The sequence below is a fragment of the Lacticaseibacillus casei DSM 20011 = JCM 1134 = ATCC 393 genome, assembly GCF_000829055.1.
GTDB lineage: Bacteria > Bacillota > Bacilli > Lactobacillales > Lactobacillaceae > Lacticaseibacillus > Lacticaseibacillus casei.
Map to the genome: position 1 here is coordinate 2,528,470 of NZ_AP012544.1, position 24,369 is coordinate 2,552,838.

23 protein-coding genes and 1 pseudogene are annotated in these 24,369 nt (G+C 49.7%); 11 read left to right on the forward strand and 13 right to left on the reverse strand.

What is annotated here, in order from left to right:
* Window positions 1-121: 121 nt before the first annotated feature.
* From LBCZ_RS12200 to purR, 4 genes are all read right to left on the reverse strand, one after another.
* Complete coding sequence (locus tag LBCZ_RS12200; protein WP_039639928.1) at window positions 122-1,096, reverse strand: ribose-phosphate diphosphokinase; 975 nt, start codon at window positions 1,094-1,096, stop codon at window positions 122-124.
* A gap of 97 nt (window positions 1,097-1,193) precedes the next feature.
* Window positions 1,194-2,582, reverse strand: a complete 1,389-nt coding sequence (gene glmU / locus LBCZ_RS12205; protein WP_025012793.1) for a bifunctional UDP-N-acetylglucosamine diphosphorylase/glucosamine-1-phosphate N-acetyltransferase GlmU — start codon at window positions 2,580-2,582, stop codon at window positions 1,194-1,196.
* Window positions 2,583-3,037: 455 nt separating this feature from the next.
* Window positions 3,038-4,210 (reverse strand): VanZ family protein, encoded by a 1,173-nt coding sequence (locus LBCZ_RS12210; RefSeq protein ID WP_025012794.1) that lies wholly within the window; start codon window positions 4,208-4,210, stop codon window positions 3,038-3,040.
* The gene (purR, locus tag LBCZ_RS12215) at window positions 4,207-5,055 is read right to left on the reverse strand and encodes a pur operon repressor (protein ID WP_039639926.1); all 849 of its coding nucleotides are present in this window, start codon (window positions 5,053-5,055) and stop codon (window positions 4,207-4,209) included. Before purR ends, LBCZ_RS12210 begins: the two co-directional genes overlap by 4 nt.
* 220 nt (window positions 5,056-5,275) lie before the next feature.
* On the opposite strand from purR, the gene LBCZ_RS12220 reads away from it, so the two are divergent.
* From LBCZ_RS12220 to LBCZ_RS16755, 3 genes and pseudogenes are all read left to right on the forward strand, one after another.
* Entirely contained in the window at window positions 5,276-5,926 is a 651-nt protein-coding gene (locus LBCZ_RS12220; RefSeq protein WP_010490962.1) for an ABC transporter ATP-binding protein, read from the forward strand.
* Window positions 5,923-6,684: an ABC transporter permease gene (locus tag LBCZ_RS12225; protein WP_010490961.1), complete on the forward strand. Its 762-nt coding sequence runs from the start codon at window positions 5,923-5,925 to the stop codon at window positions 6,682-6,684. The genes LBCZ_RS12220 and LBCZ_RS12225 overlap by 4 nt, the downstream gene beginning before the upstream one ends.
* A gap of 152 nt (window positions 6,685-6,836) precedes the next feature.
* A pseudogene (locus LBCZ_RS16755) lies at window positions 6,837-7,047 on the forward strand (hypothetical protein).
* A gap of 79 nt (window positions 7,048-7,126) precedes the next feature.
* Here the strand turns inward: LBCZ_RS16755 and LBCZ_RS12230 are convergent.
* The 7 genes from LBCZ_RS12230 to LBCZ_RS12260 form a co-directional block, all read right to left on the reverse strand.
* Window positions 7,127-8,005, reverse strand: coding sequence for a cation diffusion facilitator family transporter (locus LBCZ_RS12230; RefSeq protein ID WP_039639923.1), 879 nt, complete (start codon window positions 8,003-8,005; stop codon window positions 7,127-7,129).
* A gap of 51 nt (window positions 8,006-8,056) precedes the next feature.
* Entirely contained in the window at window positions 8,057-8,935 is an 879-nt protein-coding gene (gene ispE, locus LBCZ_RS12235) for a 4-(cytidine 5'-diphospho)-2-C-methyl-D-erythritol kinase (RefSeq protein ID WP_025012795.1), read from the reverse strand.
* 231 nt (window positions 8,936-9,166) lie between these two features.
* Window positions 9,167-9,418, reverse strand: a complete 252-nt coding sequence (locus tag LBCZ_RS12240) for a Veg family protein (protein ID WP_010490958.1) — start codon at window positions 9,416-9,418, stop codon at window positions 9,167-9,169.
* A gap of 109 nt (window positions 9,419-9,527) precedes the next feature.
* Window positions 9,528-10,424: a 16S rRNA (adenine(1518)-N(6)/adenine(1519)-N(6))-dimethyltransferase RsmA gene (gene rsmA / locus LBCZ_RS12245; RefSeq protein ID WP_025012796.1), complete on the reverse strand. Its 897-nt coding sequence runs from the start codon at window positions 10,422-10,424 to the stop codon at window positions 9,528-9,530.
* Window positions 10,411-10,980: a ribonuclease M5 gene (rnmV, locus tag LBCZ_RS12250; protein WP_025012797.1), complete on the reverse strand. Its 570-nt coding sequence runs from the start codon at window positions 10,978-10,980 to the stop codon at window positions 10,411-10,413. Before rnmV ends, rsmA begins: the two co-directional genes overlap by 14 nt.
* Window positions 10,977-11,756 carry a TatD family hydrolase gene (locus tag LBCZ_RS12255; protein WP_025012798.1) on the reverse strand — a complete coding sequence of 260 codons (780 nt, stop codon included), beginning with the start codon at window positions 11,754-11,756 and terminating at the stop codon, window positions 10,977-10,979. Before LBCZ_RS12255 ends, rnmV begins: the two co-directional genes overlap by 4 nt.
* A gap of 4 nt (window positions 11,757-11,760) precedes the next feature.
* Window positions 11,761-12,255: a PTS sugar transporter subunit IIA gene (locus LBCZ_RS12260; RefSeq protein WP_025012799.1), complete on the reverse strand. Its 495-nt coding sequence runs from the start codon at window positions 12,253-12,255 to the stop codon at window positions 11,761-11,763.
* Window positions 12,256-12,472: 217 nt separating this feature from the next.
* Here LBCZ_RS12260 and LBCZ_RS12265 point away from each other — a divergent pair, with 217 nt between their 5' ends.
* The 8 genes from LBCZ_RS12265 (at window position 12,473) to LBCZ_RS12300 (ending at window position 21,315) form a co-directional block, all read left to right on the forward strand.
* Window positions 12,473-13,471, forward strand: coding sequence for a tagatose 1,6-diphosphate aldolase (locus LBCZ_RS12265; protein WP_025012800.1), 999 nt, complete (start codon window positions 12,473-12,475; stop codon window positions 13,469-13,471).
* Between the two features lie 178 nt (window positions 13,472-13,649).
* Entirely contained in the window at window positions 13,650-14,531 is an 882-nt protein-coding gene (locus tag LBCZ_RS12270) for an aldose 1-epimerase family protein (RefSeq protein WP_039639921.1), read from the forward strand.
* Between the two features lie 479 nt (window positions 14,532-15,010).
* A complete protein-coding gene (locus LBCZ_RS12275) occupies window positions 15,011-15,715 on the forward strand; it encodes a LytR/AlgR family response regulator transcription factor (protein WP_025012801.1) in 705 nt (234 codons plus the stop codon).
* On the forward strand, window positions 15,702-16,613 hold the full coding sequence (locus LBCZ_RS12280; protein ID WP_025012802.1) for a sensor histidine kinase: 912 nt from the start codon (window positions 15,702-15,704) through the stop codon (window positions 16,611-16,613). The genes LBCZ_RS12275 and LBCZ_RS12280 overlap by 14 nt, the downstream gene beginning before the upstream one ends.
* Before the next feature lie 53 nt (window positions 16,614-16,666).
* Complete coding sequence (locus LBCZ_RS12285) at window positions 16,667-18,493, forward strand: ABC transporter ATP-binding protein (RefSeq protein WP_039639918.1); 1,827 nt, start codon at window positions 16,667-16,669, stop codon at window positions 18,491-18,493.
* Window positions 18,480-20,393 (forward strand): ABC transporter ATP-binding protein, encoded by a 1,914-nt coding sequence (locus LBCZ_RS12290; RefSeq protein ID WP_025012803.1) that lies wholly within the window; start codon window positions 18,480-18,482, stop codon window positions 20,391-20,393. Before LBCZ_RS12285 ends, LBCZ_RS12290 begins: the two co-directional genes overlap by 14 nt.
* A gap of 210 nt (window positions 20,394-20,603) precedes the next feature.
* Entirely contained in the window at window positions 20,604-20,810 is a 207-nt protein-coding gene (locus LBCZ_RS15080; RefSeq protein WP_025012804.1) for a helix-turn-helix transcriptional regulator, read from the forward strand.
* Window positions 20,811-20,868: 58 nt separating this feature from the next.
* Window positions 20,869-21,315 (forward strand): hypothetical protein, encoded by a 447-nt coding sequence (locus LBCZ_RS12300; protein ID WP_025012805.1) that lies wholly within the window; start codon window positions 20,869-20,871, stop codon window positions 21,313-21,315.
* A 69-nt stretch (window positions 21,316-21,384) separates the two neighbouring features.
* Here the strand turns inward: LBCZ_RS12300 and metG are convergent, their stop codons facing one another.
* Both metG and pepI read right to left on the reverse strand, forming a co-directional pair.
* Window positions 21,385-23,367 (reverse strand): methionine--tRNA ligase, encoded by a 1,983-nt coding sequence (gene metG, locus LBCZ_RS12305; protein WP_025012806.1) that lies wholly within the window; start codon window positions 23,365-23,367, stop codon window positions 21,385-21,387.
* A gap of 102 nt (window positions 23,368-23,469) precedes the next feature.
* Window positions 23,470-24,348: a proline iminopeptidase gene (pepI, locus tag LBCZ_RS12310; RefSeq protein ID WP_025012807.1), complete on the reverse strand. Its 879-nt coding sequence runs from the start codon at window positions 24,346-24,348 to the stop codon at window positions 23,470-23,472.
* Between the last annotated feature and the right edge of the window lie 21 nt (window positions 24,349-24,369).

Sequence of the window (24,369 nt, forward strand, 5' to 3'; positions counted from 1 at the left end):
ATCAGGCTGTATATCTCTCTTAGATAAGAGCATTCAAGTTAGTTATTTCCCAAATTATAATTCAAGAAACAAAAAGCCGCACTTCAAATGTGAAGGTGCGGTTTTTGTATATTCTCTCAAATTATTTCGTAAACCGATTCTCAAACAACGGAGTAACGGAACGGTTCTCCTGAATCCGCATGATGGCACGACCCATCAATGGGCCAACCGAAACAACGTCGAGTTTGTCCATGTGCTTGTCAGCTGGCAAATTGATTGAGTCAGTGACAACGACCTTTTCAATGGCCGAGTGGGTCAAGCGTTCAACCGCCGGGCCAGAGAAAATGGCGTGGGTTGCGGCAACCAGCACTTCAGTTGCGCCGGCATCCCTTAAGGCTTGAGCCGCCAGCGTGATGGTGCCGGCAGTGTCGATCATGTCGTCGATGATGATACATTGCTTGCCGGTCACATTACCGACAATGTTCATGACCTCGGCAACGTTTGGCCGCGGACGCCGCTTGTCGATAATGGCAATTGGGGCTTTAAGGAATTCCGCTAACTTACGGGCGCGGGTCACACCGCCATGATCGGGCGAAACCACAACCGTATCGGCACCGTCATAATGATTACGCAAGAAGTAGTCAGCCAACAAAGGCGCGCCCACAAGGTGATCCACCGGAATATCGAAGAAGCCTTGAATTTGGGCGGCGTGCAAGTCAAGTGCCAGCACACGGGTCGCACCCGCGTGTTCAAGCATGTTGGCTACCAGTTTCGCCGTAATCGGTTCGCGGGAACGGGCTTTGCGATCCTGCCGCGCGTAACCGTAATAAGGCATCACAACATTGATCGTATGGGCAGATGCCCGCCGCAACGCATCAATCATAATCAGCAATTCCATCAAGTTGTCATTCACTGGGCTGGATGTCGACTGGATCAGATAAACATCATCCCCGCGAATACTTTCTTCGATGTTGATCTGAATCTCACCATCGCTAAAACGTTTCACTGAGGACTTCCCTAGCTTGACGCCAACCTCAGCAGCAATTTTTTCTGCTAACGGCTTGTTCGAATTCAAGGCAAAAATCTTTAATCTCGGGTCACCGTATTGCTCAGACATATGTTCCTCCATGAAATATTATAGGCTGCGAAAAATTGTTCCACAAAAAGCTTAGCGGATTGACGGAAAAAAGCAAGCACATGAGACGAATTATAACCTAATTCCAATCTGGATCGTTCGCGACCGGCAACCGTTTCCAGTAATCCTCTTTGGTTGTTTGCCGGGCACGAGCGATGGCCATTGCGTGAAACGGTACGTCTTTGGTAATAGTGGATCCGGCCGCGATAAAGCTGTGGTCTGCCACTTCAACCGGCGCAACGATATTCGAATTGGAGCCGATAAATGCATGATCGCCGATGGTACTTTCCCACTTTTTGACCCCGTCATAGTTGACGAATACCACGCCGCACCCTACGTTAATGTCAGTACCGAGTGTTGCGTTGCCGACATATGTGAGATGGCCAACCTTAGTGCGTGCACCGATTTTGGCCTTCTTAATTTCCACAAAGTTGCCCAAATGGACATATTCGCCAATGTCAGCATCCGGCCGCAAATGCGAGTTCGGACCGATGTCGCTGTGGGCATGCATGATGGCGTGTTCGATCGTTGAACTCGTGACCGTTACATCATTTTCCAGAGTGGCATCGACGAGTTCGGAATGCGTGCCAATGTGGCAATCTTCGCCGATCACGGTCTTACCTTTCAAATAAACGCCCGGTTCGATCACGGTGTCGGCGCCAATTTGAACATCTGAATCAATGTAGGTGGTTGCCGGATCGATTAAGGTAACGCCGTTGCGCACATGCTGTTCGTTGATCCGTTGTTGCATGATCCGAGTCGCCTTGGCCAGCGCGACCCGATCATTGACGCCTAGCGATTCGGTATAATACGGCATTTGATATGCGGCTACCTTTTCACCGGCTTCACGCAAAATACCGAGAACATCCGGCAAATAATATTCGCCTTGCGCATTGTTGTTCTTAACCGAATGCAGTGCCTTAAACAGCGACTGATTATCGAAAACGTAAACACCTGTGTTGATTTCAGAAATGAGTGCCTCTTCTGGGGTGGCATCTTTTTGCTCGACGTTCTTGATGACATTGCCATCAGCGTCGCGAATAATCCGGCCATATCCAGTCGGGTCAGGTGCATTGGCCGTCAAAATAGTGGCTTTTGCGCCCTTAGCTTCATGATAGGCAAACAAGTCATTTAACGTTTTTGCGGTAAACAGTGGCGTGTCACCGCTGATGATCAACGTGGCACCGTCTTTTTGGCCTAATAACGGCTCAGCTTGCAAAACCGCATGACCGGTGCCAAGTTGCTCTTCTTGTAAAACAAATTTAGTCCGGTCCCCAAGCGTTTTCTCAACTGCTTCGGCACCGTGCCCCACGATCGTCACAATGGCGTCCGGATGAATCGCTTCAACCTGACTCACCACATGCTCAACCATGCTCTTACCACAAACCGGCTGTAAAACTTTATAATACTTCGACTTCATCCGCGTCCCCTTACCGGCCGCAAGAATGATGGTGAATTTCTTTGACATGCTAAAGCTCCATTCCTAATTGTCTTATTTCATAATAGACCAGCGCGAATGCGGTGACAACATGTAGAGCGCGAGCAGGAGCGCTTAGAAATCGGAGCATAAGTGGCCTCAAGCCTAAATGGCTGGTCTTTGGCCATTTAGGCTTGAGGTCCTTATGTGGAGATTTCTGCGACTGTGAGCGCGTTTTTGTATCGGAAAACTCAGGCCCGGGCTTAGGCCATCGCGCCCAAGGTCCTTATACGCAGACTTCTGCGCCGGTGAGCGCGTTTGAGAAAGCCGCAGAGAACCCAATAGCCTCTAACATACTACGTCAAGCTTAAGCTATTGCGACTAAGACCCTTATGTGCAAGCTCCCTAGTCCAGTAAACACTTTTTGAGACCAACACCCTTCCACACCCTCAAACTCCAAACAAAAACAGACCCGCATCACGACGGATCTGCCTACAAAACTACCCTTACTGCTCATTCTCAGCCGCATGTTGCTTAACATCATCCGACACTTTCAACGTACTAATCTGAGTCGTGTCCGCCCACGCATCATAGAAGAACCGATAATGCCTGGTGATCGTTTCCCAAATAAAGTTGAGAATAAACAACATCGCCAAAATGCCGAAAAATCCCAGCGCAGCAAGATTGATCTCGGTTCGATGTCCCTCTCCAAAATACTCGATGAGAAAGTTGCTGAACCCAATCAGACTTGAATAGGCCACACCATATAACAAGCCTTCTCGCAATAAGAGCCGCCAAAAACCAACCGGCCGGCCATCAGTACGAACGATTTTAATCCGAACCAGCCCCTTGCCTAAGGTTTGCCCATCATTAAAGGCGGGCCAGATAACGAAAACAAAGAGCAGCGGTAAAACCATTTCGCTCAAAAAGTCCGGCAACTGCGCTAACCCCAGTAAATGGAACAGGAACCTGATCATCAAGCCAACGATGGTGCTTAATATTATAAAATCAACGAAAAAAGCAACCAGGCGGCGCATCAACGTCACTCGAACGCCACGCGCCTGACTTTTGGCATCCATCGTATCCCGAGATGGCAACGCCCGCATGAAAATCGGGGCCAAAACGCCGCCAATCAAGCCGCCGGTGGTGTTAAGAATCAAATCGTCCACATCAAACAGTCGATACGGCCGCACATAGACGCCATATAGCCCTGACAACTGAGTCAGTTCAAAAAAAAGACTCAAGCCAAAACTCATCATGATGATCTGCGGCACACTGCGCTTGAAATAATAGCGCAGGTAAAAGCCAAATGGGATCGTCAAAACGACGTTAAAGAATGGCTGGATAAACGCGGATTGTTTCAACGCCGCTAACCACGTGTGCGGGTTAGTCGGGGAAAAGACCGTCGTGTGAATAAAGTAGCGCAAAGCCATGAACGGGGTCAGATTATATTTTGGCCCGGTAAACTGCGCCACCGCCTCGCGTGATGGAAGTGGTAAGATAATCAAAAAATAAGCCGATAATAGGTAAAATATGAACGAATAGATCACAATCGCGCGCCACCAGCTAAACGCACCGTAGCGCCGATAAACAATCACCAGAAACGGTAGTGCAAGCACCAATGCTAAAAACGGAAACGTGATCAGTGCCGTTTTAACCGGCCCGAGGTAAGCACTCATTGATGGCTCACCTCAAGTAGCTGCTGATTCTGGCTAAGGAAGTTCCCGGCAGTGGCATGAAGAGTGTTTGCCTTAGTGTCGACCTTATCAACCCGAATCAGTGAAGTATATTCATTGACCATCCGATCGCCATCAAACTTGCCTTCCGCAAAGACGGTGATGCCAACCATTTCGGCGTTGAATTCGTCAATCAACGCCTTCATGCCATTGACCGTGCCGCCGCCTTTCATGAAGTCGTCGACAATCAGTACCCGCGAATTTGCCGGAAGACTACGCTTACTTAGCTCCATTTTCTCGATCCGCGCTGATGATCCGGAGACATAGTTAACCGAGACTGTCGAGCCCTCAGTAATCTTGGAATCACGCCGCACAATCACGAACGGCACATTCAGATACTGGCTAACACTTTGGGCAATGGGAATACCCTTGGTCGCGACGGTCATCACCGCATCAACCTTGGCATCGCGATACTGGGTGGCAATCAAGCGACCAATTTGCCGTAACACACTTGGCGTTCCAAGCAAATCGGAAAGATAAACATACCCGCCTGGCAACAAGCGATCGGTTTCCGATAGCCGCTTAGCCATGGCAGAAATAAAGTTTTCTGCCTCATCTTCACCCATGATCGGGATGTACCGCACACCGCCTGCCGCTCCCGGAACCGTTTCAAGAATCCCGGTTTGCCGTTGCGCGAAGGTTCGTCTTACGATTGCCAGATCTTCACTAATCGAGGATTTGGCACTTTCATACCGCTTAGAAAAAAACGTCAAGGGTATCAGCGTATGCGGCCGTTCTAACAAGTACCTCGTCATATCAATCAAGCGATCACTGCGTCTTACTTTCATTAATCCCGCTCCTAACTCCGAATATTTAGCTCTGTGTTAACATTACGTGATAATCTTACCCAGTATAAATGCTTTTACCGAAAATTTCGACCCTTTAACTCGATTTTCTCACCGAACGTTCGCATTTGTTTATTTTGACGTCTGCCGCCTCGCGAGTCGTATCAGTGGCCTCCCACCTCATTCTATATTAGAATGGTTATAAAGAAGGGTAGGGAAAAGTATGAATGCTTTTGAATTACACCATATGACTTTCGCGCCGACAAAAACGGCTATCCTGAATGACATCAATCTGGACATTCCTTGGGGGATTGATCTTACCATTGCCGGGCATTCCGGGTCGGGTAAAAGTACCTTGCTGCGCTTGCTTGCCACGTTACTGACGCCAACAAGCGGCACGATTTTGTATAATGGCAAGCCTCAATCTGATTACGATCCGATTCTTTATCGGCGGGAGGTATCTTATTGCGCCCAGCAACCTGCCTTGTTTGGCGCCACCGTCGCCGATGATCTACGTTTTCCATTCGCAATTCGCAACACTGAAATGCCGCGTGAACAAGCTGAAGCGGCACTGGAAAGCGTCGATCTGGCAAAAACCATGCTTGACGCGCCGACGCAAAATCTGTCCGGCGGTGAACGTCAGCGCGTTGCCTTATTGCGCCATCTGTTCTTTCCGCCTAAAGTCCTGCTGCTGGATGAAGTCACGACTGGACTGGATCCGGACACAAAAGCCGTGATTCACGACCTGTTGGACCGCCAAAACAAAAAGGGGATCACCCTCGTCAGCGTGACCCATGACGAAGGCGAACTGCACATGGCAAAGAACCTCATGACGTTGGTAGACGGTCAATTTGAGGAGGTGCCAACCGCATGAATAGTCAGTTAATTGTATCACCCTTAGCGCTTTTGTTGGCGTTAATCTTAGTGGTCATTGCGTTAACGATCAACTTAAAAGAAGAGTTGGGGATGACCAAAGACTTAATCGTTGGTGTCGTGCGCGCCGTCATCCAGCTAACTGTTGTCGGCTTTGTTTTGACCTATATCATCAAAGTCAACACAGTTTGGTTAACGCTAGCTATGGTGGCCATCATTATTTTCAATGCTGCATGGAACGCCAAAAAGCGGGCTGGCACCATCCCCGATGCCTTTGTCACCAGCTTGCTCGCCGTCACCACAGCAACCGGACTCACGCTGATCATGCTAGTTTCTGTTCGCGCCATTCGCTTCATTCCCGCCCAGATCGTCCCGATCAGCGGCATGATTGCCAGTAATGTCATGGTGGCGACAGGTTTGGCATACCGCAGTCTGAACACCGAATTTACGGATCTGCGGCCGCAAGTCCTCGAACGCCTCGCTTTGGGCGCCACCCTCAAACAAGCCAGTCAAAAACTCATCGTCAACGCGATCAAAACCGGCATGGCCCCAACGATCGACTCAGCGAAAACAGTCGGGCTCGTCAGCTTGCCCGGCATGATGTCCGGTTTGATCTTTGCCGGCATTGATCCAACAAAAGCCATTATGTACCAGATCATGGTCACCTTCATGTTACTTGGCGCCACGAGCCTCGGCAGTTTCATTGCCGTTTATCGCAGTTATTCACGCTTTTATAATGAGCAAAAGCAGTTACGGTAGTCATCCAGCCAGTTCGCGCAGAATCAGCGTAAAGAGGCTGGGTCATAATTCACAGCCACAGCAAAAAGGTGAACATGCTCTGCATTGAACGCAAAGTATATTCGCCTTTTTTGTTTCTGCGAGTTAATTCGGTGAGGTTATTTAAGATGTTAGTGCCAAAGCGGAGCAATCGTAGGCCAGATGGGGCTCAGCCGTGCAAACAACACAGCGACTGGTTTTGTCGCTGATGTTGTTAGGCGACTTTGAGACAGCGGTTTTCTGGCTCAAAGCGCCGTCTCCGCTCTAGCTTCGCGTCGCCACCCCAGCTGGCCGGAGATTGCGGAGTTTGGCGCGGCAAGGAACTTATTGCCCAAGATTTTTTGATCGTTCGGGATTCACCAAATTATGAACGTTCTCACAAAATTATGGCTCAACCTCTTTTTAATTCCAAAATGCTGAGCGCTCAGTAAGGATTTTCCATCTTGTTATCCGGTAAGTACGGGCCATATTCGACTTGAATGGTCGTATGCGCGATGTCAAAGCTCTCCCGCAACGACAGGCTCAAGGCGTCTAGAAAGACGTCGTTGCCCTCCGGTGTCGTCCGAACCACATGGACCGTCAGCGCCACATCAGTTGTGCTGAGCGCCCAGATGTGCAGATCGTGGCACGAAGCAACGGTCGGGTACGCATTGACCAGCGTTTTAACGGCAATCGGGTCGATTTCCTTGGGAACGGCCGCCATAGCCAAGTTGACCGCATCCCGCAGTAAGTTCCAGGTGCCAATCAAGACCACAATGGCAACCACAATCGACATGACCGGATCAAGCCATTCCCAGCCTGTCAGCATGATCAAGCCCCCGGCTAACACAACGCCCAGCGAAACGCCCGCATCGGCTGCCATATGCATGAACGCGCCGCGAATATTCAGATCGTGCTGCGAACCACTGTGGAAAAGGACTGCCGTCGCGCCGTTAACTAAAATCCCGACACCGGCAACCAGCATCATCCAGCCGCCTTCGACCGGCGCATTTTGCGACAGCCGGGTAATCGCTTCGACAATGATCGCGCCCATTGCGACTAACAAAAAGGCTGCATTCGCCAAAGCTGCCAAAATCGATGAACTTTTGTAACCGTATGTACGCTGAACCGTCGGATGGCGATTGGACAGCCACTCGGCAAACCACGCCAGCCCTAAGCCTAAAACATCGCTCATATTGTGAATCGCATCGGCAACCAACGCAACCGAACCGATCCCGATCCCAAAAGCAATCTCCGCAATAATGTAAACCAGATTAAGCAAAATACCCCAAAAGAACGCCTTGTTTGGCTGAACCTGTTCCATATCGTCAATGCCTCATTTCTTCCCCCATCATGGTTTAGTGATCCCTAAAAATCAACCCCTAAGCCCGCGATCATTTGCGGGCAGGCAAAACGGCCGCAACAAATAAACCTCGCGGCAGAAGCCTTTCATGCTGTTGTAAACGCGCATCGCCCGCGAATGTTTCTGGCAAAGGCCAAACACGGTCGGGCCGCTTCCGGACATCTGGGCAATCTCGGCACCATACTTCTCTAACCGATGTTTAAGCGCCGTCATCTCGGGATACCGACTGGCCGTAATCTTCTCCAGAGTATTCCCCATACCGCTGATCATTTGATTAAAATCGTGATTTTGAATCCCGGCGACGACACGCTGGGTATCCGGATGTTCAAGCCCGGCTTGATAATCAATCGCGTTGAGGATGGTTGGCGTTGACACTGATACGCGCGGCTTAGCTAACACCACCCAAAAGTTGGGCAAACTTCCCAACGGCGTCACGACATCCCCACGTCCCGTAACCAGCGACGTCTCCGAATAAACACAGTACGGGACATCGCTATCGACACTCAACCCGATACGCGCCAATTGCGAACGACTATAGCCTAACTCCCAAAGTGAATTCAGGCCGCGCAACACAGCAGCGGCATCACTTGATCCACCGCCCAGTCCAGCCGCAACCGGAATATGTTTTTCGATATGAATCCGCGCACCTTGGCGGATGTTGGCATGACGTTGTAACGCCAGTGCCGCTTTATAAGCCAGATTGCGCGGATCCTCCGGTAAAAAGCCGCTGTCCGTGGAAACCTTGATCGTGCGGCTCGGCTGAATCGTCACATAATCAGCCAAGTCGACTGATGTCATCACCATCTGCCACTCATGTTCGCCGTCAGCATGGCGATACAAGGCATCCAAACTGAGATTAATCTTGGCGGGTGCTTTTTCGATTAGTTCCATGCTAACCACCAGTCTTTGGCGATGCATACCTTTATAGCTACCAAAGTCTAGCTACAAGCGCCGTTGCATGCATCCACCGTATAGTTATTTTTAGTATACTGTTTTGCGTTGTGATTTTCATTGTCGGATTTTAAAAACGGCGTTAGAAGTTAACGGCAAGCAAAAAGCCCTGATGCAAATGCACCAAGGCCTCCTGAAATAAACGATTTAATCGTCGGTTACTATCTGAAATTATGACGCTTTCTCTTCGCCTTCGAAGGTGATCTTGATTGACTTGGTCAAAAGATCTGCGTAACTGTAAGAGACACGCTCGAACGCATTCTCACTTTGGTCAAGATCGACCACAAAAATAGCCGGATAGGTTTCCTTCAAGGTCCCCCGCCGCCGCGTCACTTTCTTGCGTCCAGCTTGTGCAACGACCGTTAAGTTCTCACCGATTTTCCCATCGAGCTTCCGTTTGATGCTTGCTAGTGTGATTGGCATGCACTTCACCTCTTAAATAGAATTCTAACACGAAAGCAAGAAATTTGCAATTATACCACGCACTCTTATTAATCGCAAGCAATAATAAACGCGTAGCAAATGCGTCACGTCAGGCGTCAGCGCGCACGCCGAGCCCTTCTCCTCGCAACGCCGTATCCAGCCGGGCAAAGTCGGCAATTGCCAACTGTTCGGCGCGCGTTTCCGGCGCAATGTTTGCGGCTGCTAGTGCTGTGCGAATCGCTGGCTTGTTTTCCTTACCAAATAACGCAACAAGGTTGTTCCAAAGCGTTTTCCGTCGGGATGCAAAGGCGCCGCGTACCAAGCGATCGAAACTGTCTGGGTTTGTGACGTCTGCTAATGGCTCGGATCGTTGGGTTAACGTCACAATCGCCGAATCGACATTGGGGGCCGGAACAAAGGCATGGCGGCTGACCGTAAAGGCTGTCGTCACATCTGCCACCAACTGCACCGCAATGCTCAAGCTGCCGTAATCTTTTGACCCCGGGGCCGCACTCAGCCGCGCTGCTACTTCTTTTTGCATCATCACAGTCATGCTGTGCAGCGGCAACCGTGCCCGTAGCAGGTGCAACAAAATCGGCGTCGTGATGTAGTACGGCAAATTGGCAACCACCTTCAGGGTATGCTTCCCGTCAAAATGTTCAGCCACCAGCGCGCCTAAATCGGTTTTCAAAACATCTTCATTCACCACTGCGGTATTAGGATAATCAGCTAGCGTTTCGGCCAAAATCGGCAGCAGGCGCTCGTCAATTTCCAACGCCACCACCTGATGGGCGCTTTCGGCAAGAAACTGGGTCAGAGCACCAATGCCTGGTCCGATTTCGATCACATCATCCTGTGACGACAAATTGGCAGCTGCAACAATTTTTTGCAAAATCTGCGGATCGGTCAGAAAGTTCTGGCCTAAGCCTTTGCGCATGCGAAACCCGTGGCGCTTTAAAATGGCATTGGTCACTGCCGGCTGTGCGACTTTTTCATGCATGGTCATCTTGACCTCCATTCACCTGATCCAGTGCCGCAAAAAAGGCAGCCCGACTGATGCGGAACTCAGTCAAGCGGCGTAATAGCTGTTTGCCATTTGTGTAGCCGATGTGCAACAACTCGCCCAGCTGCTCACGCCGCTGCCGCGAGTCTGTGCCGCCGATCAAATGCGCAGCTAACAGGTCCTGCTGGCTGATGATTTGTGGCGCATCCGACACTTCGGTAAATAAATGCTGAAGCGCTGCCCGCAATGCTGCCGGCGTTGCATGTTTGATGCCCAGCGACCCTTTATGTGCCGGGACGCCTTCTGCCCGCGGCAAAAAAGCGTGAGTCACGCCAGGAACGGCCCGGGAAATTGTTTTGCGGATCTTCTCACCGGGGAAATCCGGATCGGTAAGGACAATCACCCCGCGTTTGGCCTGAGCCTGGCGAATGCGCGCCAAAGTGGCGTCATCAATTGCACTGCCGCGAGTTTCAATGGTATCAATATCGCCAAAAGTTTCTTTTAATCTTTTCGTATCATCGCGGCCTTCTACGACCACAATTTGTTTAATGGTTGTCATGCGTCTTCCTTTAATCTGAAAATTCGGTGGGCATTGTCCCAAGTCTGTTGGGCAATCACGACTGAGGTGGTGTCCCGTAATTTTGCCAAAGCTTCAACTACATACCGTGTGTAGCCCGGTTGATTCTGCCGGCCGCGGTACGGTGTCGGCGTCAAGTATGGCGCATCGGTTTCTACCAATAAGCGGTCACTGGGAATGATTTTGGCACTGGCATGCTCTTCCGGCGCATTTTTGAAGCTGACAATGCCGGAATAAGAGATGTACAGGCCCAAATCCAAAAAGCGTCGCGCCCATTCGGCATCACCGGTGAAACTATGCATGATCGCACCAAATTGCTCGACATGCGCTGCTTTTAAAATATCGTAAGTATCTTCAAACGCATCACGGCTATGAATCGACACCGGCATGTGCAGGGAACGAGCCAATTCTAGCTGACGGCGAAAAACGCGGCGTTGGATCTCGCGCGGGGAGGTGTCCCAGTGATAATCCAGCCCGATTTCCCCTAACGCCACCACTTTGGGATCCGCCAACTGCTTTAGCAGCAACGCCTCTTTTGCTGCATCGTAATCCTGACTCGACTCGGGATGCCAGCCGACAATGGCGTATAAGTTGGGATACTCATGGGCTAACTTCAAAGCGCCAGCATTCAACGCCGTGTCGGAGCCAACAATCGCCATCTTTTTCACGCCTAATTGCCGCGCCGCTTCAATGTAGTCAGCTTCCTTGCCGCGATAAGGGGTGTCATTTAAGTGGGTATGCGAATCGAAAATATTCATGCAATCACTGCTTTCTTTCTGCTTCTGCCATTAATGGCGGCAACAAACGGACCACCTGACTCGGCTTCTTAGCGGCAAACAAGTGCTGCAACTGCGCCACTGGTGACTGGGTCAACGCGCGGATCAACTGGGCGATTCGCATTGGCTGCTCCTTAGCGACGGGATTCATCAACATAAACGCCCACTCAACCGGCAATATGCGGCTAACGTCTGCCAGATCCTTAAACGCAATGGGAATCTCAAAGTGAACCACGACCAATCGTCCTTGCTGCACTAAATCGCCTTCCAGATGCGGAATCGCAATATTAGGCAGCCGATCGGCAATCTGGTTCAGCTGCATACCGGATGGAAACGTCTGCTCCCGGGCGATCAGCGCCGCTTTGCCTGCTGGCAGCATCACCTTTTGGGCCACGAGCTCGTGACTGATGACATTAAAAAAATCTTCTTGCGTCGGCGTGTTTAAAAAATAAACCAACGGGGTTGTGCTAAATTCAGCCAAGCTTTTCACCTATCTTTTCATAAACTCGTTATGGTTAGAGTATAGCACGCCGCTTGCTGTCCCTCATGATCGGTTCCGCTTTTGGTTAAAGCTTCTATTATTCACCCATTTTCTTTGAGTTTCATGAAAATCCCCGCGAAAAATGTCTATTGTTGTCATTTTGTTCTATACTGATTTTGTACTGAACATTTAAGGATTACCTAGGAGGTATTTTTACATGTCTGTTAAACTTACTGCTGGTCAGTTAGCACATTTGAAGCAATTGTCCAATGATGACAATGTGATCTCAGCATTGGCCATCGACCAACGCGGTTCCCTGAAGAAGATGCTTGCAGCCGCTGCCAACAAGCCGGCTGATGAAACCACCATCGTTGATTTCAAAAAGGCTGTTTCTGAAGAATTAACCAAATACGCCAGTGCCATTCTGCTTGATCCAGAATATGGCTTACCGGCTGCCAAGGTGCGCGATCCTAAGTCCGGTCTATTACTTTCTTATGAAAAGACTGGTTACGATGCCACCGAACCTGGCCGCTTCCCTGATTTGATCGACAACCAGAGTGCATTGCGCATTAAGAATGAAGGCGGCGACGCGGTTAAGTTCTTGCTGTACATTGATCCGGATGAACCAGACTCAATCAACGATCGCAAGTACGCCTTTGTTGAACGTGTCGGTGCCGAAGCTAAGGCCAACGACCTGCCGTTGTTCCTTGAATTGGTTTCTTACGATGGTAAGACCAACGAAACCGGCACCGCTGCATGGGCCAAGGCTAAGCCAGAAAAGGTTATCAAGATCACCAAGGAATTCAGCAAGCCGCAATACAACGTTTCCGTTTTGAAGCTTGAAGTTCCGGTTGACCAGAAGTTTGTTGAAGGCTATACCGACGAAGGTGTGACCCCGGTTTACAGCAAAGAAGAAGCTGCTAAGTACTACAAGGCACAATCCGATGCAACGGATCTGCCATTCATCTTCTTGTCTGCCGGTGTTTCCAACGAATTGTTCCTTGAAGAACTCAAATTCGCCAAGGAAGCAGGTTCAACCTTTAACGGTGTCCTTTGCGGCCGGGCAACCTGGAAGCCAGGTGTTAAGCCATTTGCTGCTGAAGGCGAAGCTGCCGGCAAGAAGTGGCTGGAAACCGAAGGCAAAGCTAACATCGATCGTTTGAACAAGGTTTTGGCTGAAACCGCCACCCCTTGGACCAACAAGGTTGAAGGTTAGTTCTGATAAATAAGTAAATAGGAGAACTGGCCGAACCAAACAGGCCAGTTCTTTTTTATTTGGTGAATGCGTGCTGATCAATAGCGCCATGCATAAATCCGCGCCAACCATTGCAGCCAATCGACACAGTGGTAGACTGGTAATGAATGCGGTTTCTTATACTAGGAGGTAATATGGTTTGATCACAATTGAAAATAATCAATTCAAAGCAGGCATTGCCGAGCGCGGTGCCGAGTTGCAGTCATTAGTCAACAAAAGTGACAATCACGAGTACATCTGGAATGGTGATAAAACATTTTGGAATCGCCATGCCCCGATTCTTTTCCCTGCGATTGGTAAATCGAATGAGGATCAGTATCGCCTAGGAGCCAAAACATTCCCGATGAGCCAACATGGCTTTGCCCGGGATTACGATTTTGACGTTAGCGATAAAAGTGATTCAGCGGTGACGTTCACGCAACATCAAAACGCCGAGACGTTGAAAAAGTTCCCGTTTAAATATACGTTAACCGTGACCTACATGTTGACTAAAGACGGACTCAGTATTCATTACACCGTGACCAATGACGACAAGAATTCAATGCCGTTTGCGCTAGGCTTCCATCCGGCATTCAATGTGGCGTTAAAGGCTGATGGCAGCTTTGATGATTATGATCTCACGGTTGAACCGCTGAATAGTCCCTTGCAGCGGTTTGGTATCGGGCCGGTGCCATTTCGTAATGGCGACGTTGAGGACATCCCCAGCGCAGAAGGCAATAAACTGCCATTGACGCACGAGTTGCTAGATGGGGGCTTGGTCATCCTCGCCAACAGTGAGATCATGAAAGCGACCCTATCATCTCCGCACCACGATCACAGCGTCACGCTTGATATCAATGACTTCCCTTACCTCACCATTTGGAGTCCTGAACATAAAAAGACACCATTCATTGCCGTTGAGCCATTTGACGGTCTGCCTGACCAAGCCGGCGAACCATCCGACTGGTACACCAAGCTTGGTAACACCACCTTGTCAGCAGGTGCCAATAAGCATCTGGCGTTGAAGATTGCTTTGCATTAAGCGGGTGCCTTCTCTGAAACTGAGTCTCAGCCTCATTCAGAAAATAATTAGGCTAAAATTTCCATGCCGTGCCAAACTCCGCAATCTCCGGCCAGCTGGGGCTGGAACGTGGTGGGCACGACTTTGAGCCTCAGCAAAACCGGCTGAGGCTCAAAGCTCGGCCTTGTACTACGCTGGGAAGACCGCCCAGCTAGTACAATTTCACCACTGAGCCCCATCTGGCCTACGATTGCTCCGCCTTGGCACTAAATTTCAAGGCTCCTAACAAATTATCTATATTAACGAAAAAAAGTGAACCCATTTTCAAAATTAAAGTGGATTCACTTTTATTTTGCAGTCGAAAATTATTTCCAAACTTTTTTCTTTGTGGGATTTCGATTTTTCTACCGACCCACATTCTCCGAAAATCAGCCAAATAACTCGAACACGCACATCATTGCGGTAAAATAAAAGCATATTGGCGAAAGGGATGATTCCAGATGCACATTGCACTTATTGACGATCAAGCAGCGACCCGCGAGGCAACCGTTAAATTGATTCAACAACTGGCTCAGCCGTCGCAGCCGTTGCAAGTGGCGGCTTATGCAAGTGCGGAACAGTTCCTTTTCGCCGAACAGACGCCGGATCTTCTTCTGCTGGACATCAAGCTCGGATCGGGGATGGACGGCATGACGCTTGCTAAAAAAATCCGCCAACACGATCCCGACACCGCCATCGCTTTTGTCAGTAACTACGACGAATTCGTTTTTGACGGCTATGATGTCAACGCCATTGACTACATCATCAAACCGCTCACCAAAGAGAAGCTGCAGCATCTGATCAACAAAACTGCGGCTCGGACACAGCCTAAGTTGTTGCCATTGCAAACGTCCACCGGCCTCACTCGTGTGCCGCTTTACGACATTAGCGCCATCGAAGTGACCGACCATCGGCTGCAGGTCCATACCCAGAAAACAACGTACACCGTGAGTGGTCAATTAAAAGACTTATTGCCGCGCTTAGATGACAACTTCATTCAAATCTACCGGTCCATCGTCATCAACCTTAACTTTTTATCCCAGCTCGATCACCACACCGTTGTAATGGCGGACGGGACGACTTATCCCGTTTCCCGACAACAGGCACCGGTGGTTAAGCAAGCCTTTTTCAAACATTTCCGGGGGCTGACAGATGACAGTGAATGATTGGATTGGCCTCATCGCGTTTTTGTTACTGACAGTGGGCTGTTGCTGGCAGTTATGGTGGATCTTTCGCCGCCAGCAAAATTGGCCCGTCCGCTGGTTGAATCTCGCCATCGTCGCGGTTGCACTTGGCAGCTGGTGGCTTTGGCCGCAACCGATCGTGCGCATCTTACTTTTCGTCGGCACGGTTCTGGCAGGCAGCTTGGAATTTGTCTTGATTCGCCAGTTTCTCAGCGATCAGGACGCGGTGTTTGCGCGCAGCCTGGATAAAATGATGGCTCAGTACTCGCAGGAAGTGCAGGAGCTGTACGCGAACATGCGCGGCTGGCGGCACGATTATCATGACCACCTGCAGGCTTTAAAAGCTTACCTAGACAACCAAGACACGACCGGCGCGCGCCAATATTTGGATGAACTGGAAGATAAACTGGACGCCGTTGATCCGCTCGTCCACTCCGGCAATGCCATGCTCGACGCCATCGTTAACGCGAAACTCACATTAGCCGAACGCCTACAGATTCCGGTTAACGAAAAAGCGATCGTAGGGAACACGCCGCTTATCAAAGATGTGGACTTGGTGGTCATTTTAGTCAACTTGCTGGACAACGCCATTGAAGCCATCAGTGAACAACCGGCTGATGAAAAGCGACAGCTGCGACTTTATATCGGCATTGTGAAGCAACAATTTTACATCTCTGTCACCAATACCCGTCCGGCTGACCAGGTGATTGACTATCAATATGCCTCCACCAAAAGTGACAAACGCGGCCTTGGGATTCGGCGGGTAAATAAACTCGTCGCTAAGTACGACGGGATGATCAACCGCCAGTATGAGGATGAGGTATTCGTCACTGAAATTGCGATTCCCATTCACGCAGTCAAACCGACCACTCACGCATAATTTGCGTCAGCGGGTCGGTTTTTTGGTAGGTTAAGATCAACGAGGTGAGTGGGATGAAAAAATATAGCTTATGGAACAACCTGTGCTGGTACATCAAGTATCTGCGTAAAGACAAGCCTTCCTTAGCCTGGACAGCAAGCGGTCTGGCCATTGATAAGGCCGCGGCCGCTTTGTTGGGCGTTTTTACGCCGGCACTGTTGGTCGGGGCAATTACCGGGCACGCGACGTTAGGCCAATTTGCTTGGCTGGCAACTTTAACCGGACTGGGACTCGCCCTGACCAGTGAAATCGAGTACCTGTTGCTGACCCATGACAGCGTCGCGAGTTCCGCCTTACGAACCGCTATCGAACTGGATTTTCATCAAAAGCAATGGGATCTCGACTACGACCAGATCAGCAGTGGCGAGCTTCAGGGGCTAGCCCACACTGCGTTCAAGAAAGGGCTGAGCAACACATATGCCGGCGCCGAAGCTATCTATCTGTATGGCCGCGGTACGCTAGTAGACCTCACAACGCTGATCGTATTCCTAGCGACGTTGTCATTTGCGGTTCCGTGGGTCTTTGCACTGGTTCTGGTCAGTGCCGCCATCAGTTATGCCGGCATGAGTTGGTACCGCCACTGGTATCTGCAAAACAATGTCAAGTGGAACAAGTTAGGCCGTCAGGAAGATTACATCACCCGCAATGCCTACGCTTTGGACAACGGCAAAGACATTCGCATGTTTGGCATGGCGAACTGGTACCAACGCCACCTTGATCGCTTAATTCATTTACAAGATGCCTGGCAGCGGCGTAACTCGCTGCGTCGCTTTCTAGGAGAACAAATCGGTCAACTTGCCGGTTTGTTACGCGACGCCATTGTCAATGGCACCTTGATTGTGGCAATCATGCGCGGCAGTCTTTCCATCGCCCAGTTCACTTTAATGTTTGGGATGACTAATAGTTTCATCACCTTATTGGATCAACTTTTAGACGACTTCGGCAAGTTGCAAAATGCCAGCCTCGACTTACAGGAACTCCGTGATTTTATGAAACTGCAACCGCAAACGCCAATCCGCACGCTCACGGAGGCAGAGCAGAAGCAGTTAGCAAAACGTCCTGTCACCATCACCTTTTCACATGTGACTTATCAATATCCGGGAGCCAAAAGTGCCAGTCTTAAAGACGTCAGCTTCACACTTCAGGCCGAACAGAAATTGGCGATCGTCGGCATTAACGGCGCAGGCAAATCAACGCTCGCCCGCCTCATGATGGGCTTGTTGCATCCGACAAGCGGCACCATCACCATCAACGGGCTAAACGCTAACCTTCTACCGCTAGCAGAACGTTTTGCTTTATTCGCCCCTGTCTTTCAGGAAACCATTATTCTTGCCCAGAGTTTAGCCAACAACGTCGCAATGACCGAGCATCCCGATTTGAACCGGGTCACAACCGCATTAGCCGAGGCCGGCTTGGGAACCTTCGTCAAAACGCTACCGCAAACAACTGCCACGCCGATGACCCGTTACACCAGAGATGACGGCGTTGAATTATCCGGCGGCCAGGCGCAGAAGCTCATGCTGGCAAGGGCACTGTATAAAGATGCGCCCGTCCTGATTTTGGACGAACCAACTGCCGCACTGGATGCGATTGCCGAAAATGAGATTTACCAAGACTATGCGCAACTAGCGGCCGGTAAAACTTCTCTGTTCATCTCCCATCGATTAGCATCAACCCGCTTTTGTGACAGCATCCTGTTTATGGATCATGGCCAGGTACTCGAATCTGGGACTCATGAGCAGCTCATGGCAAAGGGCGGCCGTTATGCCCAAATGTATCAAATCCAAAGTAAGTACTATCAACCGGATACAAAGGAGGTCGCAGTCAATGACAACTTCTAAAGATTCAGAAAAAACCATGCCAAAACAAACTGTTCATCGGGCCTTGCGGGTGGTTCACGTGATTCAAAGTCTCGATCCACTTGCGATTCCGGTCGAATTTGTCCGTGCATTGACGACTGTCGGCATTCCTTACCTCAACATCGCTTTCCTTGGCTTGGTGCTTAATCAGTTACAACAACGTGCAACGCTCCAGCAGATGGCGCTCCTTGTCGGTCTGTTCCTTGCCACCCGGTACCTGCTTCAGTTATCGAGTCAATGGTTTGCTAAATTAGCCGAAGATCATGAAAGCGGCGTAAACAGGCGGCTCACCCGCGCAACAACCGAGAAATTATTGACGGTGAGTTATACCACCCTTCAGGATCCAGATATGCGTAAACAGTATGCTGGTGCTCAAGCCGGGCAAACTTTTAATGGCGGTATGACAGCGCTCATGAAAAATGGCATGCAAGATTTCTTTTCACTAATCATTGCGATTGGCTTCGCTATTGCCACTTTGATCAGTCTGGCACGGGCAACTAACCACGCAACAACATGGCTGAACGACTTGCGCTATCCACTATTGATTTTGGCGCTACTCATCTTCCCGATTGTCGTTGGCAGCTGGAGTATTCACCGCAGTAATCAGATTCAACAAGAACTGATCAGAAAAATTATCCCAAGCAATCGCCGATTTACGTACTTTTACCACTTCACGGAAAATATGGATAATCATGAAGTGATTCGCCTTTATCAAGCAAGCCACTTAGTCATGAACAATGAACGCAATGACAACAACGAATTCTTTGGCCAACTCAGCCACGGTTATTGGCAAATGGCCAAGTTCGGTCACTGGCCTAACCTAGCCATTGCGTTGTCGGTCATTGGCTTGTACATCCTGGTTGGCGTCAAAGCGTTGATGGGTGTCATCGCCATTGGCAGCGTGATGATCGCCGTTGGGTACTTTCAGCAACTGATGACCGCTGCCTATCAATTTCTACAGCAAGTCGGCATGTACATCAACATGGTCGATTACCTTCAATTTTACGCTGACTTTCTCGCCTTGCCGGATCACAATAAATCAGGCACACTTCCAGTTGAAAAGCGCAACGACAACGAATTTGCCATCCAATTTCACGATGTTAGTTTCAAGTATCCCGGCAGCGACCAGTGGGCCTTGCGTCATGTCAGCCTAACCCTGAACATCGGTGAACGGCTCGCATTGGTCGGCCGCAACGGCAGCGGCAAGACGACGTTGATCAAACTGCTCGTGCGCCTGTTTAAACCCACTGAAGGCACCATCACGTTAAACGACATTGACATCCAGAAATACGACGAAGACGAGTACCGCAGTCTGTTAGGCGTCGTTTTCCAGGACTTCCGCCTTTTTGCTTACAGCATTGCGGAAAATGTGGCCGCCACGACAGATCCAGATCGGGCGCGCGTTTGGGAAGCCTTGAAGGTTGCGGATGTCGCCGATCGCGTCAAGAGGATGCCGAAAACTATCGACACGCCGATCACCACAGCCTTAAGCGATGATGGTGTGACCGTTTCCGGCGGCGAAGCGCAGAAAATCGCCATCGCCCGCGCTTGGTACAAAGATGCGCCGATCATGATTCTGGATGAGCCCACGGCAGCGCTTGACCCGATTTCCGAATATGAAATCTACCAGCGCTTTGACGAACTCATCGAAGGCAAAACCGCCATCTATGTCTCACACCGGATGAGCTCCACCCCCTTCTCACAACGCATCGTGGTCCTTGATCACGGTCAAATCGTCCAAGACGGCACCCACGCCAGCCTCATGGCGCATCCGGGCATTTACCGGGACCTATTCAACGCCCAGGCACAGTATTACACGGAAGACCGCATCAAAGCGGCTCGGAAAAAGGTCGCGGCTACCACGACAGCGGTGGCGGATTAGCGGTTTACGTTTGGCATTACTTTTTCTGCCACTGAAAAAAGAGGCGAGTGAGCTTCCCAGTTACTCGCCTCTTTTGATATGCACCTTTCGAATTAGACCTTAATATCGGTATTAAAACTACAAAGAGCGTGTAAAGTTTACTTGACATTTCGCAAAAATGCTAATATGATCACCATGTAAAGTAGGCTTTACAAAAACGGGGTGATATTTCTGAAAAACCGAATTGAAGCACTGCGAAACCAGCATCAATTAACTCAGCAAGACCTAGCTGATCTTTTAGACGTATCACGCCAAACCGTCAGTTCCTTGGAAAACGGCAGATACAATCCTTCATTGGGACTTGCGTTTAAAATTTCGCGCGTTTTTGACTTACCTATTGAACGTATCTTCTCAGATGAACGCACTGACCGACAGTAATCTTCCGTAGACTGCCACTCATCCCACTTATTTCCCTGTTAAAAGAGGCGACTTTATTATGAAAAAAATCGTAAACGCAGTTCCCAAAAGTGGTTGGCTTGCTTGGCTAGGCGCTTTCGCATTTGCAATATTGTATCGTTACGTCAAAACGTCTGTTCCGGAAAATATTGGCAAAATTATTTTGGTTTTAATAGCACTATTGGTTAGTTACGCCATGTTCGCGACTCAACGCCAATCTGAACAGCGAAAACTACAGAGATTTCAGCAAGGTTCGCCTTCAGACAAACGGCTTGCAAATGAAATGACTGACGAACGAAATCAAATGGTCATTGGAAAAGCAGCGGTCATTGCGACCAAATTGCTGGTGTATTTGAACATAGCTGGCTTGTTTGTTCTGGCTGGTCTGAACGCCTCCTCCACTGCCATGTTTGCTTTGGCTGCGTATACCTTTATGATTCCAATCCTCAACCTGTTGATTCAAGCACATTTGAACCGCGTGCTATAGCCGTTAGCAAAGCATGCAAAAAGGACACCGGCAAAAAACTTGCCGCGTGCCCTTTTTAAATTATCTTGTTTAACCAACCAAGCTGCCGTTTTGTAGATTCTCGGAAACTTCAAGTAAGGTAATCTTCTTACCATCCAAGCTTTCGGCTGATAGCAACATACCCTCGGAAATCTCGCCCTTCATTTTCCGCGGCTTGAGGTTCACCACCGCCATGACTTTCTTGCCCTTCAACTTCTCGTAATCAGGGTAGAATTCACGAATGCCTGACAAGATCTGGCGTGTCCCTTTATCGCCGGCATCGAGTGTGAACTTCAGCAACTTGTCCGCACCCTTGACCGGTTCGACATCGAGGATTTCTGCAACTCGGATTTCACTCTTATCGAATTGTTTGAACTCGATTTCCGACTTGCGGCTCTTTTCATCGACTGCTGCCTTCGCCGTGCCTGGGGTCATTTGGCTCTTGATATAGGCAACTTCTTCTTCGGCATCAAGCCGTGGGAAGATCGGTGTACCTTGTTCAACCACTTTGGCGCCAGCAGGCAGTGCACCCCACTTGACGATTTTATGATCATCGTTTTCGTGATCTAAGCCCAATTGGCCAAAAATCTGCAGTGGTGCATGGGTCATGACCGGCTGAATCAATAAGGCAATCAACCGCAAGCTTTCGGCCAGGTGTGCCATGACGGAATCAAGTTGATCCTTTTTAGCCGGATCCTTGGCCAATTTCCACGGTTCGGTTTCATCGATGTACTTGTTGGCGCGGGAAACGATCTTCCAGACCTGATCCAACGCATCCGAGAAGCGCAGTTCGTCCATCAGCTTGTGATACTCGGTCAAAGCCGCTTCGGCCACATCGCCAAGCTCTTTGTCGAATGGCGTCACATCCGGCTTGAAGGTTGGCAAAATGCCATCTTCATACTTATTGATCATCGCAATGGTGCGATTCAGCAAGTTGCCAAGGTCATTGGCCAAATCATAGTTGATGCGGTCAATGAAGTCTTCAGGCGTGAACAAGCCATCATTGCCAAACGGAATCGCCCGCATCAGGTAATACCGCAAAGCATCCAGACCGTACCGTTCCACGATCATATCCGGATAAACGGCATTGCCTTTTGACTTGCTCATTTTCCCGTCGCGCATGACCAGCCAGCCATGGGCGTAAATTTTCTTCGGCAATGGCAGACCCAAGGCCATCAAAATGATCGGCCAGTAAATGATGTGGAAGCGAACGATTTCCTTACCGATCAGCTGCACATTGGCCGGCCAATACTTGTCAAACAAGGCGTGGTCGTTGCTACCATAGCCAAGTGCCGTGATATAGTTCAGCAAGGCATCGACCCAAACGTAAACCACATGCTTCGGATCAGACGGAATCTGAACGCCCCAGTTGAAGCTCGTACGGCTCATCGCCAGATCTTCAAGCCCCGGTTTAATGAAGTTGTTGATCATTTCCGTTTTACGCGAAGCCGGTTGCACAAAATCAGGATGCTCGTCACAATACTTCAACAGGCGATCCGTGTATTTGCTCATTTTGAAGAAGTAGCTCGGCTCATGAACCAGCTGAACCTCATGACCGGATGGTGCCTTCCCGCCGAGAACATTGCCATCTTTATCCCGATAGACTTCTGACAATTGCGATTCGGTGAAATATTCCTCGTCTTCAACCGAGTACCAGCCCGTATATTCGCCAAGGTAAACGTCGCCCTGCTTGATGAGCCGTTCGACAATTGCCTGAACCGCCTCAACGTGCGCTTTATCCGTCGTCCGAATGAATTTGTCATTGGTGATCTCAAGGGTCTTCCACAACTGTTTGATCTGCGCCGCCATGCCATCGACATAAGCTTGCGGTGTCACACCCAGCTTATCGGCTTTTTGCTCAATCTTGAGGCCATGCTCATCCGTCCCGGTGAGGAAGAAAACATCATAACCCATCAATCGCTTATAACGCGCCAAAACGTCCGCCGCAATCGTGGTATAGGCATTGCCGATATGTAGTTTGCCAGATGGATAATAAATCGGTGTCGTCACATAAAAAGTTGGTTTGCTTGCCATGCAAGGTGCCTCCCGTACTTTAATTCAGAATGAGTCCAGTATAACAGAGTATGAGCAGACTTGCTCAAAAATGGCGAATAAGTGGCTGTCTCACAACCACCATCAATCATTCGCCGCCAGCCAATGATCCAGCACATCAATAAATTCATCGTGTTGATCCAGCAGCGCCAAATGCCGGCTGTTCGCAAACAGATGCCACTTTGCCCCCGGAATGTGATCCACCACGGTTTTTGCAATCAACGGTGTGCAAAGATCGTCCGTGCCGCTGGTGACCAAGACCGGAACGTGAATTTTGTGAAGCTGATCAGTGACATCAAAATCGCTAATCGTCCCGTTTTCGGTAAATTCATTCGGCCCTTCCGCAATCAGGCTGGCCCGCTTGCCGTTGGTTGGGCGCCGCAGCGGTTCAGGCGAGTTCTCGTCAGGATCATCCCAGCAATACTTTTCCATGTAGCGGTCATTGGCCGCCAGATACTTGACGTTGTTAAAATCCCCGGTCCGTTCAGCTTCGGCAATCGCTTCCCGGTCTTCATAACTCAGATACTTGATCAGCCGATGCTGCTCCTGCACCCACAGCTTAATCGAAGCCGGCGACCCGTCAATCATGACACTCTTAATGCCTTGCGGGTCAAAGCTTGTCAGATAGTATATCTCTAACATGCCGCCCCATGACTGCCCCAACATATGAATCTCGTCCAAGTGCAAATATTTGCGCAACGCAATGAGTTCTTCAGCCCATGTTTCTTTGACGTAAACTGCCGGATCCTCTGGTAGCGATGACTTACCGCAACCGACTTGATCATACATAATCAGTTGTCTTCCGGTCGCAGCGTAGTCGTCCATGAGTTCAAAATAATTATGCGAAGAACCGGGCCCGCCATGAATTAACAACAACGGCGCCTTATCCGCACTGGGTTCACCCACAATCCGATAATACGTTTTGTACTCATGAAATGGCATGTAGCCTTCTTTAATCTTCATAGCAATCCGCCTTTCGAAACA

What these genes read in the sequence shown, in the direction of transcription:
- LBCZ_RS12200 (WP_039639928.1), bottom strand. Translation starts at nt 1,096, where the DNA reads ATGTCTGAGCAATACGGTGACCCGAGATTAAAGATTTTTGCCTTGAAT.
- glmU (WP_025012793.1), bottom strand. Translation starts at nt 2,582, where the DNA reads ATGTCAAAGAAATTCACCATCATTCTTGCGGCCGGTAAGGGGACGCGG.
- LBCZ_RS12210 (WP_025012794.1), bottom strand. Translation starts at nt 4,210, where the DNA reads ATGAGTGCTTACCTCGGGCCGGTTAAAACGGCACTGATCACGTTTCCG.
- purR (WP_039639926.1), bottom strand. Translation starts at nt 5,055, where the DNA reads ATGAAAGTAAGACGCAGTGATCGCTTGATTGATATGACGAGGTACTTG.
- LBCZ_RS12220 (WP_010490962.1), top strand. Translation starts at nt 5,276, where the DNA reads ATGAATGCTTTTGAATTACACCATATGACTTTCGCGCCGACAAAAACG.
- LBCZ_RS12225 (WP_010490961.1), top strand. Translation starts at nt 5,923, where the DNA reads ATGAATAGTCAGTTAATTGTATCACCCTTAGCGCTTTTGTTGGCGTTA.
- LBCZ_RS12230 (WP_039639923.1), bottom strand. Translation starts at nt 8,005, where the DNA reads ATGGAACAGGTTCAGCCAAACAAGGCGTTCTTTTGGGGTATTTTGCTT.
- ispE (WP_025012795.1), bottom strand. Translation starts at nt 8,935, where the DNA reads ATGGAACTAATCGAAAAAGCACCCGCCAAGATTAATCTCAGTTTGGAT.
- LBCZ_RS12240 (WP_010490958.1), bottom strand. Translation starts at nt 9,418, where the DNA reads ATGCCAATCACACTAGCAAGCATCAAACGGAAGCTCGATGGGAAAATC.
- rsmA (WP_025012796.1), bottom strand. Translation starts at nt 10,424, where the DNA reads ATGACCATGCATGAAAAAGTCGCACAGCCGGCAGTGACCAATGCCATT.
- rnmV (WP_025012797.1), bottom strand. Translation starts at nt 10,980, where the DNA reads ATGACAACCATTAAACAAATTGTGGTCGTAGAAGGCCGCGATGATACG.
- LBCZ_RS12255 (WP_025012798.1), bottom strand. Translation starts at nt 11,756, where the DNA reads ATGAATATTTTCGATTCGCATACCCACTTAAATGACACCCCTTATCGC.
- LBCZ_RS12265 (WP_025012800.1), top strand. Translation starts at nt 12,473, where the DNA reads ATGTCTGTTAAACTTACTGCTGGTCAGTTAGCACATTTGAAGCAATTG.
- LBCZ_RS12275 (WP_025012801.1), top strand. Translation starts at nt 15,011, where the DNA reads ATGCACATTGCACTTATTGACGATCAAGCAGCGACCCGCGAGGCAACC.
- LBCZ_RS12280 (WP_025012802.1), top strand. Translation starts at nt 15,702, where the DNA reads ATGACAGTGAATGATTGGATTGGCCTCATCGCGTTTTTGTTACTGACA.
- LBCZ_RS12285 (WP_039639918.1), top strand. Translation starts at nt 16,667, where the DNA reads ATGAAAAAATATAGCTTATGGAACAACCTGTGCTGGTACATCAAGTAT.
- LBCZ_RS12290 (WP_025012803.1), top strand. Translation starts at nt 18,480, where the DNA reads ATGACAACTTCTAAAGATTCAGAAAAAACCATGCCAAAACAAACTGTT.
- LBCZ_RS12300 (WP_025012805.1), top strand. Translation starts at nt 20,869, where the DNA reads ATGAAAAAAATCGTAAACGCAGTTCCCAAAAGTGGTTGGCTTGCTTGG.
- metG (WP_025012806.1), bottom strand. Translation starts at nt 23,367, where the DNA reads ATGGCAAGCAAACCAACTTTTTATGTGACGACACCGATTTATTATCCA.
- pepI (WP_025012807.1), bottom strand. Translation starts at nt 24,348, where the DNA reads ATGAAGATTAAAGAAGGCTACATGCCATTTCATGAGTACAAAACGTAT.